The organism is Streptomyces sp. NPDC005423 (genome assembly GCF_040606415.1).
In the GTDB taxonomy this organism is placed as follows: Bacteria; Actinomycetota; Actinomycetes; order Streptomycetales; family Streptomycetaceae; genus Streptomyces.
The window spans coordinates 43,339-61,625 of record NZ_JBEXET010000033.1 but is presented as its reverse complement, the minus strand read 5'-3'; the positions used below and the strand labels follow the sequence as shown (position 1 = coordinate 61,625).

The following is an 18,287-nucleotide window of genomic DNA, read 5'->3' as shown; positions in this document are numbered from 1 at the left end:
CATCACCTTCCCGGATAGTAGGCTGTCGACTTCCATGGCATATCCCAGTTGACGATGACGCGAACGCCATTATGGTCGAATCGGGATGAGTTCTGCCCTTCCAGCTGACGCGGTCCGGCTTGCCTCAACGTGGTTTCCACCTCTGCCACCGAAGGTCTACCCATTGCCGAATTCCCATCACCCGTATGCCCGTTCACGAATTGAGTGATCTCGTCCAGGGAATATTCGCTACCATGGAAGTCTTCCCCACCAAGGCGATCACCGCTCTTCCCGCCAAGCGGAACCCCGCAGTTCGGTCCTGAATTGTGAACAAGGACCGGAGTAGCACCAGCGAGTACATAGTACGTGTGGAGCTGCTGGACCGTGAGGTTGAACATGTCCGCTGCACCTGGGCGCACTCGGACGGCGAGGACGTGAACGTGCCCGTCGCTTGCCGTCTTCAGGACATGACCGGGCTTGAGTTGGCCCGCTGACACCCAGGTGTGGTCCGTGTCGTCCCAGAACGGGTGGCGCGAGGTGGTGTGGATGACGGCGGAGTGATGCGACACGGTTTCGATCGACAGATCAATCAAGTCGTTGTCGTGGTGAACGAGGTGGGCCAGGACCACACGCGGCCCGCGATGCTTCCCGGTGTGAGGATCGGCGGCCTCGACCTGGTCCCCGGGCTTGACCTTGCCTATGGCCTTGGTCTTGCCGTGAGCCATCAGAACCAAGGTTGCCGGAGAAAAACTGCAGATGATGCCGAGGATGTCGCCGTCATCTGCACCGTAGTCTCCGCCCAGAGCCAGCAATGGTGCGTCGAACCCGTTGTTCATCGCTGCCTCATAGACACTTGAGGAGGTATCAGCTCCCCCCTCTTTCGCCCATTTATCGTAGGTCGCGCTTGAGCCAGCGGTAGCGCTGCAGAAAGAGTCGCTCATCCAGCAGAGCGGATTCCCGATGTCGCTCACCTTGTCAAGCCCATTGGCTATGCCGGCAAGCTCACCCAGAATGATCGTCGTCACGCTGGCGTTGCTGTGAGACTGCATTGCGACCGTGGTCACTACCCCGACGCCACCACACGGGTTGAGCAGGACGTAGTAGCAGCCGTCGGCGGCGTTGTCGGTGACGCTGTGACTAGAGCCCTTGTACTTCTTCGACCCTGGGTCATTTTCGGCGTGGTACGTGCCGTACGTGCCGTTGCTGCCGGAGCAGTAGTGAACCGGACCACAGCTTTCCAGGCCCGTGGGATCGCTCTGGCTCACCGGGTTGTCGCCAGCATAGGTGTAGCCGCCGAGTTCCTGAGGGCTGGCGGGTTGGAACACTGGGTCGGCGCTGATGAAGCGTCCGAGGGTGGGGTCGTACTTGCGGGCTCCGACGTCCGTGTAGCCGGTCGACGTGTCCTGAGGCTTGCCCAGGAAGGAACGGGTGGGATCGGGCCAAGTGGTCGTGTTGGCGCTGGAGCGCTGCTGTCCGTAGGGGGTGTGCTCCTGGCGGGCGACCTGCTGCGTGGTGGCGTCCATTGCCAGGTTCGCGGTGCCCTGCGGGTCGTTGAACAGGTACTTCAGACCCCCGCCCGCAAGGCTGGAGCGGAGGGCCACCGGGGTCCCGGCGCCACCGTGTGCGTAAGTACGGACTGCGCCAAGGAGGACGTTGGGGGTGACGGCGGTGTTGACGACGATCTGGGTGTCGCCTGCGAAGAAGGTGGTCTGGCTGGGGTCTCGGCGGATGAGCTGGTTGCCGTCGGCGTCATAGAGGTACTTGGTGGTAGTCGGGTTGGAGCCGCTGGTGTCGACCTGAGCCAGGTGGCCTTCGTCGTCCCAGGTCAGGCTCTGGCCAGAGCCAGTTGCGGGGGTACGGGTGTGCAGGTTGCCGTCTTCGTCGTAGGAGAAGGCGGTTGGGTTGGTGCCACCGGTGGTGGCCGTCAGGGTGTGGGGCTGGGTGCCGGTGGAGTTGCAGTTGGCCGTGCATCCATTGACGTAGGTGGTGGTGGCTGTGGTGCCGGAGCTGCCGATGGCGTGGTCGACGCTCTGGCGGCGGTCGCCGATCGCGTCGTAGCTGAAGGACTGCCAGTAGGAACCGGGGCCTGCGGTAAGAGTGTTCGACGTTGGCGGGTTAGCGGCGCAGCTGTCGTTGGCGGTCCAGGCGTCAGTGAGCCGGTCCAGGGCGTCGTAGTTGTAGCACTGCTGATCGGTGACCGTGTTTCCGGTCTCCGACTGCAAGTCTGTGGTGGAGGTCGGGTTGCCGGAGGCGTCGTAGGCGTACTTGGTCTCGTCGACCGCCGGGCCGGGAGTCTGGGTCCGTTCGACCAGGCGGTCGGTCAGCCGGCGGGTCTGGTCGTCGTACGCGTACGTGGCCCACGCGGGGTTGGTGGAGGCTCCGAACGTCAGCCTCGACGGTTCCGCGTAGTTCGTGTAGACGGACGCGGCAACGTAGGTATTGATGCTGCTGCCCGTTGTAGTCGGGGCGCCCAACGCATCGTGGCCATAGGTGACGACCTCGCTGAGCAGACCCTGGGTGCGCGGGTCGGTCTGCGTCGCCGTCAACTGGTCGTTCGTCGTGTAGGTGTACGTCGTGGTGTACGTCGACGGCAGCGGCGCCTCGGACGTCGGCAGGCTGATCTTGGTGCCCGTGGGCTTGCCGAGGGTGGTGTAGCCGGTGGTGGCGACCGTGTAGCCGCCCGTGGTGCCCTGGACATAACGGGTGGAGGAGGTCGGGAGGCCGATGCGTACAGTGTCGTAGGCCCAGGAAGCGAACTGGAAGTTCGACTTTGAGCTGTCCGTAGCTGTGAGTTTGCGCCCCAAGAGGTCGTAGGTGTAGTCGAGTTCGACCTTCTTGGCGTCGGTGGTGGACACCACGTTGCCGGCGTCATCGTATCCGTAGCTGCTCTTGCCCACGTCCGGGTCGGTCTGGGTCTTCTTGCGTCCGAGCAGGTCGTAGTCAGTCGTCCAGACCGTCTGGTCGGGACCGGTGACCTGATGCTGCTGGCCCGCGACCGTGTAGGCGTAGGTCGTGGGCGAGGGGGTGCCGCCCGTGACGGTGAAGCCCTTTGCCGCGGTACCGGAGAGTGTCGGTGCGGCGGTGTACTGGTCGAGTTCGGTGGTCTGGCCGCGTGCGTTGACGACGGTGGTGCTTGCGACGCCGCCCTTGGGCGGCAGGACGGTGGTCTTGTCTCCGGTGTAGGCGGTCGTCGTGGCCCAGGTCCTGGAACCGTCGTGCTCCTCGGTTACCAGGTCTGCCCGACCGAGTCCGTCGTAGTCGGTGACGGAGGTCTCGGGGATGGATACCTGGGAGACGGAGATCAGCTTGCTACCGGGGTTGCCGGACACGTTGTAGGCGTTGTTGGTGACAACCGTCCAGCCGTGCGAGTCGTACTCGGTGTCGCTGACCGTCGTGCTCGCGTTCTCTGCGGTCGCCTGTACTTGGAGAGTGCGCAGCAAGGCGTCGTACAGCGTTTCGCTGGTCTTGTAACTGCCGTTGTCCAACAAGGTGTTGGAGGCGACAACCGAGGGCGCGGTCTGCGACAGGCTGTAGGTGTAGGTCAAGTTCGCCGGCGCGCTGTTGGTCTTGTTCTCGTTGGGCAGCCATACCCCTGTGAGGCGGCCGAGCGCGTCGTAGGTGAGCGAGGTGAGGAGGCCGGCCGCATCGGTCTTGGCAGTGGGCACGGATCGGGCAGGGTCCACGGCGCTGGAGGCGACCTGGCAGTCCTTGGAACTGGTCGTGCTGGTGGTGCAGGTGGCACCGGGAGTGACCTGGGTGGCGCTGACAACGCTGGTCGGAAGGGCGCCGGTCGCGGGCGTATAGCCGGTGGCGACTCCCTGGGACAGGCTAGTGCCGTTTGCGGCGGTGGAGTGGGGTGTGCGCGTGACGAGGGTGATCCGGCCGTAGCTGTCGTACGTGGTCGCGGCCTCGTCCACGAACGTGGTCGCGGTGGCGCCGGTGGACGCGGACGCTTTCTGGATCAGTGTGATGTCGCCGGTCTTCGGCAGCGCGGGACTCTGCTGACCGTCACCGTCGTAGGCGAAGGCGTTCTTGTCGTACGAGGAGCGGACGTCGGATATCAGTGTGCCGCCCGGAGTCGCTCCGGCACTGGAGCAGTCTTGAGCCGTGGTGACGATCTCGGCCGGTACAACCAGGGTGTCGACGCTGCCGGTGAGGTAGCGGGTGTACGTGCACTTGGCGACATTTCCACTGGCTGCGGTTTCGCCACGGTCGTCGGCCTGCACGGGCATGCCGGTCGTCGCCTCGCCCAGGGTGGTGGTGTAGAAGGTGTCGGCTTCGGTCTTGCGCCAGCCGTACGAGGACGTCTGTCGGGTAAGGGTCTTGGCGGTGCGGGGCATCTGCGCCGTGAGGTCCGGCAGCCCGGTGCGGGATCGGGTGGCGGTGGGACCGATGATGGTGGGTACGGTGACTACGGCCTTGTCGAGACTGCCGCCCGCGGCGGTGTACGTATCGGTCTCGAAGACTTGGCCAGCCAGGGCGTCATTGTCGGCGACGGTGGCAGTGGTGCCGTCCTGACTGGTCAGCGCCGGCACCGAGCGGGTCTTGCCGCCGGGCAGGGTGTCGCCGTTCATGCCGAGGAAGTAGTAGGTCTTCGTCAGCGTCTTCTGGTCGTAGACCTTGGCACCGTTGGTTTTGTGGAAGACGGTCGGATCACCGGTGGTGACGTCCACCTCCGGATAGCCCCGGAACTGGCCCCAGGTCCGGTTCTTGGCCTTGACGACCTCGTTGTCGTCGTAGTGCCATCCCGGGTTGCCCTTGTAGACGTAGTCGGTCTCCAGCTTCGGCTCGGTGCCGTCCTCGTAGGAGTTGTTCGGGTCGATCGTGACGGCCGAGGTGACCTTGTACTTGTAGAACCAGTCCATCCACGGTGCCGGCTGCCCGGTCGGCGCCCAGTACACGGGGAAGCAGGACAAGGTGTTGGTCGACGCGAAGCCCTGCGCCGCCGCGTCCGCCGGGTCGTCGGGGTCGCTTGCCGGTGCACTGGAGCAATCCGGACGGTCATAGGTGACGGTGGTCTGGGCACCGGTCTCGCTGGTGACCGTCTGGATACGGTCGTGGTACATCAGAGGCATCTGCGGGATGGTGCCCACGCGGTTGGGCAGTTGCAGCGGCGGGTCGAAGCTCACTGCCGGTGTCGAGGTGCTGCCCGAAGCACCGCCCAGGGTGTCGAGGCCCATGCGCTGGATCGAGTCCAGCCACAGGGTGGGGGCGTGGTCGCCGCCGTCGGGAAAGGACTGGGTGAACGTATACTTGTCGACCTGCTTGGTCGTGCCACCGACCTGGATCTGGGTCGTGATCGCCGTCAGGCGCTTACGCGACCAGAAGCTGGGTCCGTGATTGGTGCAAGTCGAACCCGAAGTACAGTTGAGGTCGATCGGCACATCCGGCCAGTACGCCGCGTTGGCGGCGGTGAACTGGCTGTCCGCACAGGTGTTGCCCGACGGAGTACCGGCGATGCAGCGCTCCTTCGTGACGTCGAAGAGGATCTGTTCCGGCGCGGTGCCGGAGTAGACCGTCTCGGACGTCATGCCGTAGTCGATACGGGAGAGGGTGCCGCCCCGGGTGTAGGCCACGGCGGTGTCCTTCAGGTCCGCGCCGTAGTAGCCGGTCTCCGGCGCGTAGTACCAGGCCGTGGCGTTGCCGTGCAGGTCCACCGCGTAGTCCAGGTTGAACCGGTACCCGAGCGTGCAGCTGGTGGAGGCGAAGTCGGTGCTGTCCGGGCAGTCGGACACGCCGCTGTGTGCGTGGTAGACCGGTTCGGTCCAGACGGATTTCGTCTCGTCCTTGCCGCTGGTCCATCCCGGAAGGCGGTTGAGGCCGAAGAAGTACTGTACTCCGCCCTCGGTGACCTTGAAATACTCCCCGTTCTTGGTGCCGTTCGTGCCGTTGGCCAGATCTTCGATCTTGGTGGTGGAGTCGTCCGCGGCGGGATGAAATGTCTTCGTGGCGTCGTCGTAGACGATCTGCGTCGACTTGCCGTTCAGCGACAACGTCAGGATCTGTCCTGCCCAGCACTCGTCTCCGTCGCCCTTCGGAGCACCGGACGAGGAGTCGTCGGCGCACGCCTTGTACGTGCGCTCGACGTAGTTCTCCGTCGAGGACCAGCCGTCACCCAGCCATGAGGACTGGTTGTTGGTGCCCTCGGTACGCGCGTCTTCGCTCGACGAGTCGTACGACAGGTCTACGTTCGGGGCCGTGCCTCCGATCGCCGGTGGCACGGAAATGGGGTAGCTGTAGGTGAAGGCGCCGGTGTTTCCCGAGGTCGACCAAGTGCCGCCCGCCGACAGAGCGGTTGCCGAGTAGTCGCCAGAGGAACCGGAGGAGCCTGCGGCAGCGGCCAGCACCACCGTGGCCGTTGCCGCACTCGTCGCCGAGCGCGGAGCTAGCGCGGCGGCGGCACCCGTGAGGGAGGTGCCCGGGACAGCTACTTGTGCTGACAGTGGCTCACCCCGGGGCGTGCGTACCGGAGTCTGCGTCTGGCAGCGCGTCAACTTCGGGGTGGTCAGCGCACACTGAGGCATCTGGACCAGGTGGAGCCGCGAGGCGAAGTCACCGCCGAAGGCGTAGCGAAACGATGAGTCGTCCACCCGTAGCGCAACCTTCCCGCTGCCCGGGCTGGTGCGCTGCAACGTGAACAGCACACCGTGGACACCGGCGGCGCGAGTGGTCTTCTGGTCCAGCATCGTCACCCGCACACGCTGCGAACCGACGACAGCGGCCGGCCGGGGTTGCGCTCCTGCGGCGGCACCGAGCAGGACGGGTGTGGCCCCGGCTCTCACCTGGGGCGCCTTGACACTCACAGAGGTGGGCGCGGTGGGTAGCGTCACCACCGCGCTTCCCGGCGCCGGGAGCTTCGTATGCCCGGTGGGATCGAAGTGCTTGAACTGCTTCGGCGAGGAACGATGCTTAGGCGTGACACGAGTGAAGGGGATCCGCTTGTCGCGCGGAGCGGCGGGAGCCGACACATGCCGCTTCACCGGAGAGGCCGCTGTCGCGATGCCGGCGGGCAGCAGGCCCGCCAACAACACGCCTGCCGTCACCACTGCCGTACGTCGAACCCTCTGGGCGCCCCAAGCCGCCCAACCGCGTCTCCACCCCGTTGTCCGCGCCATGGTGTGCGTTCCCCTCCCCGATCCCAAAGCACCCAAGTCCCCCTCGACTTAGGCGGTTTGAGAGAACGTCAGAACGGAGGCACGCGTCGGTCAAGCCCCCGCGGAGGATCACGCTAGAGCCACAGGCCGACCCTGAAGGCAAAGCATCCTCCGAGGAAAAGCAAAGGAAGCGCACAGACTCAAACGCAATTTGACCTACAAGCATCAAAAACGGACTACACATGGGCACTTGTCGACCAATTGACGATGGACCGGGCTCACACCAGCCACACAGAATGCACACGGCGCGGGGCCCACGGGGGGAACCGCCTGACCCCTCGAAGGACCCCAACCTCGATGTCCTCCTCTCGCACACCCATGCGCGCTTCCAGACGTCCCGCGTCGAAACCGATCGCCGCCGCCATCGTCACCGCCCTGGCGGCGAGTTCACTTGCGGCCGCCGCACCCGCGAACGCTCTGCCGAATTCACCGGCCACATCGCAGAGCGACAATTCCCCGTCCGCCGCCAGGCGTCTCAACCTCACGGAGTCGGCGTCCGCGCAGGCCAAAGCAACAGGCCGGCCTGTGACCATCGGCCAGCTCACCGACACCAGCACGGAGGTGGTGGCCAATCCGGACGGGACCTTCACCTGGACCGAGTCCTCAATGCCGCAACGGGTGCAGCAGCAGGGCAAATGGGTCCCCATCAACACGACTCTGGTGCAGCAGACGGACGGGACCTGGACCCCCAAGGCCACCGTGACACCGGTGGCCTTCTCCGACGGCGGCTCCGGCGCACTGGTCACGATGCGCAGCGGGGCCGACAAGCTGGGCTTCTCCTGGCCAAGCGCGCTGCCCAAGCCGGTGGTCGCCAAGGACACCGCCACCTACCCGGAGGTGCTCCCCGGAGTCGACCTCCAGCTGACCGCTGACGCCTCCGGCTACTCCTCGATCCTGGTGGTCAAGACCGCCAAGGCCGCCGCCGACCCGCGCCTGCGCAGCCTTGCTCTCAACACCACCTCGACCAACCTCAAGCTGGCCACCACCTCCAACGGCGGCGCCCAGGCCAGCGACAGGAACACCGGCAAGACGGTGTTCCACAGCGACACCGCACTGATGTGGGACAGCTCCGGCCAGAAACCCAGCGGCACCACCCCCGCCCGGACAAAGACCGCCTCGGCCGCCCGCGCCGAACACACCGCGGCCGCCGAGGTCGGCAGACACCGCGCCCAGGTCCGTGTGACCCTCAAGAGCGGAAAGCAAGTGCTGGGCTTGGACCAGTCCCTGCTCACCGCCAAGACCACGACCTACCCCGTCTATGTGGACCCGGAATGGAGCGGCAGGCCGTCCCAGCTGGACTGGGCCCGGATCTCCGACAACGGGTGGAACGTCTACAACTCCACGTCCACCACAGGGGCGACCAACGCCCGCGAGGGATGGGACAACAGCACCCCCGGCAACGGTGAACGAGCCCGCACCTACTACCAGATCAACACGGGTGGCATCAAAGGCGCCGTGGTCAGCCACGCCTCCCTGTACGTGAAGCAGCTCTCCGCCGCTTCCTGCGCCGACACCCCGGCCGCCGTCTACGGCACCGACCGGCCCGCCGGGTGGGGGTCGTCCTCGCTGTACTGGGGCCACGAGCCCGGAGGACGCACCGGTGCCCTCGGCACCAACCCCAAGAGCCACGAGGCCGGCACCTGCCCGGTCACCGACGGCTCCAACTCCTATGTCAGTCCGCCGTCGTTGGAGTTCGACGTGACCTCCCGGGCTCAGAGCGCGGCGGCCGGCGGCTGGAGCAGCATGACGCTGATGGTCCAGTCGCCCGACATGAACGATGCCTCCCAGTGGAAGCAGCTCGCCTACGGCGGCGGCGCCACGATGTCAGTCACCTACAGCTACCGCCCGAAGCTCAAGAACGGCACGGGGACGCCCGCGATCAAGCCGTCGATTGTGAGCTCGGGCAAGACGATGACCACCACGCACACCCCGACTCTGTCCGCCCGCGCGGTCGATCCCGACCTGGCAGGTGGCAGCGAACTGCTCCGGGTCGACTACCAGGTCTTCAACTCCTCGGGCACCATGATCCACCAGGGCTACGGCCCGAACCTGGACTCCAGGAAGCGCGCACGCTACAACACCAACGGCAGCGACTGGACGACACCGAGCCTGCCGGACGGCACGTACACCTGGAAGGCCACAGCCCAGAACGCGGCCGGCTACTGGGCCGGCACCGGCTCCGGGATCTGGACCAAGACGCAGACCTTCACGGTGGACACCAGCGCGCCGCCCGCGCCGACGGTGACCTCGAGTCAGTTCCCGGCCAAGCAGATCGGCGCGGCCTTTGGTGACCAGGGCACGTTCGTCCTGGGCAACAACCACACCAACAACGTGACCGGTTACCTGTTCTCCTTGGACGCCACGCTCGGCAACACGGTGTACACCACCAGCGTCACCCACTGGGCGGCGGGCACCAAGATCGTGGCGGGCAAGGTCTATTACGCCACGTCCGACAACGGTTCCGGCACTGGCACCTCGGCCATCAACGGCAGCGCCTCCCCCGCGTTCGCGCCGGCCGTGGCGGGCCCCCACACCCTGTATGCCAAGGCGGTGGACCAGGCCGGATCGACGTCCATCTCCCAGACGGCCTACGCCTTCTACGCCGGAACGAGCACACCGACGTACGCCTACGGCGACAAGATGATCAGCGGCTGGACCGCGACCAACACGGACGGCACCAGCACCGTCGTACCGAAGGCCACGACCACCAGCTCCGGCGGCCAAGCGGTCAGCCAACCCGCCTTCAGCGGCTACGAGTTCGCCGACGGCTACCAGGCCATGCTCGGCAACAAGAGCGCCACGTCGAAGGTCGTCAGCGGCGACAGCGCCACCTTCAGCTTCGACATCCCCAAGGCAGGCCCCTGGGGATTCGGGGCCAACCTCACCAAGGCCAAGGACTACGGCATCTACCGCCTGGTCCTGGACGCGGGCACCAGCACCCAGTCCACCCTGATCAGCGGATTCGACGCCTACAACTCGTACACCACCACCCAGTTCCGCAACCTGGGCATCCCCAAGGACACCAACGGCCAACTGCTCACCCTCAAACAGGGTGTCCACACGCTGACCCTCACGCTCACCGGCAAGAACCCCAGCTCGGCGGGCTACCAGGCCGGCATCGACGTCCTGCGCCTCGCACCGGCGCTGACCTGCGCGATCAACTTCACCGGCAGCTGCCTGAACAACACAGCCACCAGCACCTTCACCACCACGACCAGTACGGCCGACGCCGACGGCTCCGGCGACAGCATCAACTCCGCCGATCTGACCAGCACGTCGGGCTGGCAGAGCGGCAAGACGGTGACCGTCGACGGCGCGACCATCGCCCTGCCGAAGTTCGGCACCGGCACGTACGACAACATGCTGGCCTCCGGCCAGACCGTCACCATGCCGGGCAGCGGAGTCGTGAACACCGGCGACGCCCTGGTCTTCCTCGTTTTCGCCACCGGCGGCCCTGCCAAGGGCGCCACCGGCACCATCACCTACGCCAAGAACAACTGCCTGGATCCCAACGGCGCCCCCTACGACCAGGGCTATCGGCTGGACACCGTGCCTGACTGGCTCTCCGGTCCGGCCTCGGCAGCCTCGATCACCCTGGTCCACGAGAACCACAGCAACAACACGCAGACCAACCCGAGTTCAGGCCCGAAGGTCTACGCAGTCAGCGTTCCACTGGACTGCCCCGGCTCGGTCATCAGCAGCATCTCCCTGCCACTGTTCACCAACGGCGTTCAGGCAGGCCAGCCCAGCCTGCACGTGCTCGGGCTGGGCGTGCGGCCGCTGACTGTCACCGGGAGTGGAACGAGCGCACAGCACTGGGTCGGGACCTGGTCCTCGGTCCAGGACACCGCCAAGGTGCAGCTCTCCAGCGGCAGCACCGCGACCGTCAACGGGCAGACACTCCGCATCCCTGCCCATGTCAGCGTCGGTACCGATGACGGCAACGGAGTGCGCATCCATCTTTCCAACGCCATGGGCACCGCCCCGGTGACCTTCGACGCGGCCTCCGTCGCCCTCCAGGACACCACCGCGGGCGGTGCCACCGCGGCTGCGGCCCCGACGGCACTGAAATTCGGCGGCTCCGCTTCCGTCACCATCCCGGCGGGCGGCGACGCCGCCACCGACCCCGTAACCCTGACCGTCGCGCAGCAATCGACCCTCCTAGTCAGCCTGCAGGTTCACGGCTCGGTATCCGCGATGCCCGGCCATGGCACGGCCCAGACTCCCGTCTGGACAAGCGACGCCGCCAACCGCACCGGTGACACCGCCGCCACCAACTACACTCAGACCACCTACACCGGCCTGCCCTACCTCGCCGGCATCGACGTCACCACACCCACCACCACGCCCACCGGCTCACTGGTCCTCTACGGCGACCAGAGCATCAACGGCGACACAGCAAGCGGCGACGGCCAACACCACCTCAGCGACGCCTTCACCGACGCCCTGGTCAACGACTCCGTCGGGGACAACTCCGTGGACTACGGCGTGCTCAACGCGGGCACCAACAGCTACAGCCTGAGCAACAACCTGCTTCCGCAGATCACCGGCGACACCCCTCCGACCAACGCGCTCAACCCGCAGGACCGCAATGTGCTGGCCCAGGGCAACGTGCGCACCGTCCTCGTGTCCACCGGCGCCACCGACCTGCTCAACTGCACCGGCGACGCCAGAACCTGCGCCACCACCGTGGAAAACGAACTGTCTGCGCTCAACAGCCAGCTCTCCTCGTACTACACCGACGACAGCCAGTCCTACGACGCCTCAGGCCAGCCCATCACCCAGAACGCCAACATCACCGTCTACCTCGCCACCATCCCGCCGTTCACCGCCGCCCACCCGGGCACGGCGACGCAGGAGGCCGCACGCGAGCAGGTGAACAGCGATCTGCCCAACAACTACCCAGGCCAGGTCATCGACTTCGCCTCGGCGGTCTCCACGGACGGCACCGCCACCTCCTCGACCGTCAAGGCGGCCGACCTGTCCAACGGCAACCCGGCCAACGCCTACTACGCCGACCTGGCGGCCCTGTACGTCAGCGACACCGACAACGACAGCTTCACCTTCGCGCCGAACCTGGTCGTTCCGCTCGCCACGGGCAGCGACACTCCCGAGGACGAATGGCAGCTGGACACGGACGGCACCGACAGCCAGACGGACAACCCGTTCACCGCTGTCGGCGGCGCGACGCTCGGCTCCGACGGCCCCGATGCGGTCAACGCCGGTTCCGGCTCGGCCTCCTTCGACGGCAGCACCGGATTCCTGGAGAGCGACCACACCGCCGTCAACACCCTCGGCGACTACACCGTCTCCGCCTGGGTGAAGATCAACTCGGCTACCAGCGCCACCGCCATCTGCCAGGGCACAAGCGAGCACCAGGCGTTCTACCTCGGCTACGACAGCGGCAACAAGGGCTGGATGTTCCAGACCACCACCACGAACGACGCCACCGCCGACTTCCCCACCGCGGAAGGGGACACCAACACCGGTGCCGTGGGCACCTGGGCCCATCTCCTGGTCACCTACACCGCCCCGGTCGACGGCGACTCCAACACCGGCGTGATGTCGATCTACCAGAACGGCAGCCTGATGGGCACGGCCGCCAACCTCACCCCGCAGTACGACTCCTCCATGCCCCTGACCATCGGCGGCTGCGTCAACAGCGTCGATACGACCACGCCGTACTCGGCCTTCCCCGGCTCCGTGGCCGACGTCCACCTCTACCCGTACGCGATGGAGCCGAGTCAGGCGAGCGCCACCAGCGTGATCGTGCCGACGGGTTGGGAGAACGGCATGCCCGAGGACGAATGGAAGCTCGCCGCCAACGGCAGCGACACCGCCACCCTCAACCCGTTCACGGCCTCCGGCAGCGCCACGTACGGAACCGACGCACCGAGCGGCGCCGCCGGCAGCGTCGCCTTCGACGGCAGCACCGGATTCCTCAAGAGCAAACAGAGCGCGGTCAACACCCTCGGCGACTACACCATCTCGACCTGGGTGAAGATCAACTCAGCACTCGGGACCACCGCCGTCTGCCAGGGCACCACCCAACACCAGGCGTTCTACCTCTCCTACGACAAGGCAAGCAGCGCCTGGATGTTCCAGACGACCACCACCAACGACGAGAACGCCGACTTCCCCACCGCAGAGGGAGACAACAACTCCGCACCGACCGGCACCTGGACCCATCTCGTCGCAGCCTTCCGCGCACCGGTCGCCGGAAGCTCCAACACCGGCAACATGGCCCTCTACCAGAACGGCACCCTGGTGGGGACAGCCACCAACCTCAGCCCCCAGTACGACTCCTCCATGCCACTGACCATCGGCGGCTGCATCAACAGCGCCTCCGCCACGACCCCATACCTGGCCTTCCCCGGCTCCGTGGCAGACGTCCACGTGTACCCGCGGACCCTGTCAGCAAGTGAGGTCGCCGCGCTGCACTGATCCCATCAGGCCATGAGCCCCGCCGGCTCCCACAGGGACCGGCGGGGCTCACCCGTCGTAACCACCCACAGCTGTCGGGCGTACATGGACACCGCGTCGCCCGCGCCCACAAGCAGGGTTCTCACTGGGGAGAATTTAGGGAGTCCGGACAGCGCTGGGGAGCGCGTGGGGAGAATCGACTGCGTATCGCGGGACGCGCCCGCTTCAGCTAGGGCGCAGGGAGCTATGCCTCGAACTGCTCGTCGGGCTCGCGCGGCTGGTCGTAGGAGCTCAACAGCCCTTCGATGCGCTGGTTGTTGATGGACTGCCGGTCGTACAGGCACTTCGCGTACCGGCTCAGCAGGACCTCGACGCTGTTGCCGGCCCGCTGGGCGACCTCTGCCGGATCAGCGCCCGCGCACAGCCAGGTGGGACAGCGCCGAGTGCCGCAGGTCGTAGGGCCGTTTCGCGAGCGGCGTGCCGGTGAGGGCGGGCGGCAGGGCGAGGTCGCGGCTCTCGTGCCAGACCCGGTGGTAGGTGCCGTAGCTGATGATCCGCCCCTGTTCGGTGAAGAACAGCCGGCCGTCGTCGGCCGTGCCGAACGTGGCGACGTGCTCGCGCCACTTCGCCACCAGATGCGGGGGCAGCGGCACCACCCGTGTCTCCCCCGGCGGGCGGTTCTTCAGCCCGCGCTCATCATGGAACTCGCTGCTGTCGGTCCACGGTTTGCCCGCCTGCGGCCGAGTACGGTGCAGGATCAACCGCCCCCAACCAGTGCTGGGCAGCCGGCAGTCCGGCAGCGCCACCGCGACCGCCTCCTCCGGACGCAGACCCGCGTAGTACATGCCGGCGAAGAACCCGACCAGCCGACGGCCGCGAGCCCTCCGGTAGCCGCCCACGTAGGAGACGGCATCCAGCAGATCCCGCGCCTGGTACGGATTGGCCACCACCCGCGGATCCACCGTGACCGCCGGTTTGGGCACCCGCCACCGGAGCCGCTTGAGCGGGTGGCTGCCCAACTCGCCCCGCTCCACTGCGTAGTGGAGCGCATGCACCAGCACCTTGCGCTTGCGGCGCATCGTCTCCACCGCCGCCTCACCCCCGTCCAGCTTGCGGCGCAGCGACTCCAGCACATCACGCGCCACGACCGGATCCTGCAGATCCACCAGGGGACGGGACGCCTTCGCCACCCACTGCAGCACCAGCCGATCCTGCGCCGGCATCTCCCCCTGTCCCGGCCCGGGCACAACGAACGCCCAGTGCCGCAAGGTACGGCGCAGCAGCTGTCCGTTCGGGCGCCCCGGAAGGTCCCACAGCATCGCCTGCGTGACGGCAGTCAACGCGTCGCTGACCTCGTCCCGGGTCTTCGCCGCCCGACTCGGCCAGTGAGCCCGCGCGTACTCGGCCGCGAACTCATACCAGCTCAGCTGCGACGGCCCCCGGGCCCCGTGACCAGAGCTGCTCACCTCGGCCAGGCCCACGCGGATGGCCCGCACCAGCTCCGCACCGAACTCGCCCGCCACGCCCGCGACCGCGCTGCCGCCAGCCGGCCGTCCATCTCCGTGCGGCTGGGCCGGGGGCGGGTACAGCAGCTCGCCGGCGTCCGGTGCAGCACCATCGTGACGGTCTTTCAAGTCCATGCCCGCCTCCTTCTGATCGGCGGGAGCATGACTTCCCGGCACATCCAGTCCAACATCCCCCTGCGAGAGGGCACTCGGGCGGCATTCGGTTGACGAGCGCGGATTGTAGGACCTTCGGCACGGCTTGCGTCGCCAGTGGTCGCACCTGGTCCCGGTGTGGCCGGTTGTGGTTCTTGGCTCACCATGCGCACTTGTATGCGCCCCAATGCCTCGAACTACCGTTCCCGGCCAGCCGGGGCACGCGGACACCGTGGGGGAATGTATGGCGAGAACCGCGCGACAGATCCTGAACGCGCTCGGCCGCTCAACGACCGTTCACGTCCACTCGAACGGCAGAGCTGGCCGCTCACGTGGACTACGCGGCGGCGGCCATTGAACCGCCCCGGGTTCGGTAGAGATCTCAGATTGTGGTTATGACCTGGGGTTCGTGGTGGTCAGGTAGTAGTTGGTCTCGTACTCGACGGGCGGGATGTGCCCTATCTCACCGTTGAGTCGGCGGTGGCAGTACCAATCGACCCACTCGGCAGTGGCAAGTTCGACCTGGGACAGCGTCCGCCAGGGTCTCTGCGGTTTGATCAACTCCGTTTTGTACAGACCGATCGTCGATTCCATCAGGGCGTTGTCGTGCGCGTCTCCGACTGATCCAATGCTTGCCGCGATGCCGGCAGTCTCCAGATGTTCGGCGAGCTTGAAACTCGTGTACTGCGAACCGGCATCCGAGTGATGTATCAACTCGCCTTTCTCGTAGGGGATTTGATCCCGGTCCCGTTGCCACAGGGCCATCTCCAGGGCGTCCAGGACGAGCTGGGTCTCCTTGCCGGTGGCGGCCGACCAGCCGGCGGGAGAAGGTGTCCACGACGAACGCGATGTAGACGACGCCGGACCAGGTCTTCACGTGAGTGAAGTCGGCGACCCAGCACCGGTTCGGCGCGCTCGCGACGAAGTTCCGGTCCAGGAGGTCGGGGGCCCGGTCGACCTGGCCGCCAGGGATCGTGGTGATGACCCGTTTGCCGCGGACCGCGCCGGTGATGCCGAGTTCGCGCATCAGTCGTTCGACGGTGCAGCGGGCGACCGGACGGCCCTGCCGGTTCAGTTCCCGCCAGATCTTTCTGGCCCCGTATACGCGGTAGTTGGTGGCGAATATTCCGTGGATGACCGGGTTGAGGTCCGCATCGCGCAGGGTGCGGAGCGAGGGCTCGGCCAGACGTTTATTGTGGGCGTAGTAGGTGGAAGGGGCGATCTTGCAGTCGTACTCGGTGAGCGTCCTGCAGATCGGCTCGACGCCGCCGAAGCGGGCCCGGTGCTCGTCGATGAACGCTACGAGCGTGTGAGTGGCCGGTCGAGCTCGGCCGCGAAGAAACTCGCCGCGGCCTTCAGGATGTCGTTCGCCCGCTTGAGTTCGGCGTTCTCCTTCCTCAGCGCCTTGAGCTGGGCGGACTCCTCCGTCGTCGTCCCCGGGCGCTGGCCCGCGTCGATCTCGTGCTGCTTCAGCCAGTTCCGCAGCGTCTCACGGGAACCGATCCCGAGCTTCTCGGCAACCGCCTGCAGAACAGCCGTCTCGGTCGGGTAGTCGTCGCGCACCTCGGCGACCATGCGCACCGCACGACGGCGGAGCTCAAGCGGGTAACGGGAAGGTCGTGCCATGACTCGATCCTTTCACGAAATCGAGTCTCCATTCGAAGCGGGGCGGTTCAATGTCCAGCCTGCGGGAGCCCAGAACGTCAAACGAGTGTCATGACGCACAGCACATCCCTCCTCTCCGGGACGGAACAGGCGTGCCTGCCGACGCACCGGGTGAAACCGTACCTTCTGCCTCCACCGAGAACGCCAGGGCCTCGGTTCTTCCAGGCTGACGGCTACTTGCAGAGGGACGATGAACCCTTGTCGGTTCGTGAGGCCGGCCTACCGGTAGTTCGCCAACTCCGACGGCGGGTGGATCGGGCCGGTGATCTGGGTCAGTGGCCGGCCTGTGCCGTGGTTGGCCCGGGCGATGATCTCCGCGGTGATGGAGACGGCCGTCTCCTCGGGTGTGGAGGCTCCGAGATCGAGGCCGATTGGGGAACGCAGCCGGGCCAACTGGTTCTCCGTGACGCCCTGCTCGCGCAGGCGGTGCATGCGTTCGTCGTGGGTGCGCCGGGAGCCCATGGCTCCGACGTAGGCGACGGGCAGGTCGAGTGCCAGGCGCAGCAGGGGGATGTCGAACTTGGCGTCGTGGGTGAGGACACATACGGCGGTACGCTCGTCCGCCTCGGTGCGTTCCAGGTAGCGGTGGGGCCAGTCGACCACCACTTCGTCCGCGTGCGGGAAGCGGGCGGGAGTGGCGAAGACGGGGCGGGCGTCGCAGACGGTGACGTGGTAGCCCAGGAAGCGGCCGGCCTGGCTGAGGGCCGCGGCGAAGTCGACGGCGCCGAAGACCAACAGGCGCGGCGGGGACGCGTGGACATGAACGAGGACGGACAGCCGTTCGGGACATTCGTCCGCCTGCCCGCCGATGTCGGTGCGGACGGTGCGGCCCGCCCGCAGCAGGGCCCTGGCCCGGTCGGCCACTGCCCGGTCCGCGGGGCCGCCGTCCACGCGCCCGTAGGCGACACGGCCGTCGTCGAGCACGCTCAGCGTGGAGCCGAGGAGGTGCTCCGGGCCGTCCACGACCTGTGCCACGGCGACCGGTCGCCCTTGAACGATCGCGGAGAGGGCCGTGGACAGGTGCGGCTGGGCTGCGGGATCGATGCGCTGGACGAAGACATCGAGTTCGCCGCCGCAGGTCAGGCCGACGGCGAAGGCGTCGTCGTCGGAGTAGCCGAACCGGGCCCGCCGCGGAGTGCCCCGGTCACGGAGCACCTGCCGGCACACCTCGTAGACCGCTCCCTCGACGCAGCCGCCGGAGATGCTGCCGACGACGTTGCCGTCCTCGTCCACCGCGACCGACGTACCGACCGGCAGAGGGGCGCTGCCGTGCACGTCGACGACGGTGGCCAGGGCGAAGGGGCGTGCCTCGCGGCACCAGCGGCGCAGTGTGTCCGCGATGTTCAGCATGGCAGTTCTCCACGGCGGGACCAGGGTCGGAAGGTGAGCGGGCCGCCGCCACGACGCG

4 protein-coding genes and 1 pseudogene are annotated in these 18,287 nt (G+C 66.9%); 1 reads left to right on the top strand and 4 read right to left on the bottom strand.

What is annotated here, in order from left to right:
- Window positions 1–2: 2 nt before the first annotated feature.
- A complete protein-coding gene (locus ABZT12_RS28290) occupies window positions 3–7,025 on the bottom strand; it encodes a polymorphic toxin-type HINT domain-containing protein (protein ID WP_356389717.1) in 7,023 nt (2,340 codons plus the stop codon).
- A 426-nt stretch (window positions 7,026–7,451) separates the two neighbouring features.
- On the opposite strand from ABZT12_RS28290, the gene ABZT12_RS28285 reads away from it, so the two are divergent.
- On the top strand, window positions 7,452–13,577 hold the full coding sequence (locus tag ABZT12_RS28285; RefSeq protein ID WP_356389715.1) for a LamG-like jellyroll fold domain-containing protein: 6,126 nt from the start codon (window positions 7,452–7,454) through the stop codon (window positions 13,575–13,577).
- Window positions 13,578–13,963: 386 nt separating this feature from the next.
- On the opposite strand, the gene ABZT12_RS28280 is transcribed toward ABZT12_RS28285, so the two are convergent.
- From ABZT12_RS28280 to ABZT12_RS28270, 3 genes and pseudogenes are all read right to left on the bottom strand, one after another.
- Entirely contained in the window at window positions 13,964–15,196 is a 1,233-nt protein-coding gene (locus ABZT12_RS28280) for a site-specific integrase (RefSeq protein ID WP_356389713.1), read from the bottom strand.
- A 411-nt stretch (window positions 15,197–15,607) separates the two neighbouring features.
- Window positions 15,608–16,840 (bottom strand): annotated as a pseudogene (locus ABZT12_RS28275) (IS3 family transposase).
- Window positions 16,841–17,098: 258 nt separating this feature from the next.
- Window positions 17,099–18,229, bottom strand: a complete 1,131-nt coding sequence (locus tag ABZT12_RS28270; RefSeq protein WP_356389711.1) for an XdhC/CoxI family protein — start codon at window positions 18,227–18,229, stop codon at window positions 17,099–17,101.
- Between the last annotated feature and the right edge of the window lie 58 nt (window positions 18,230–18,287).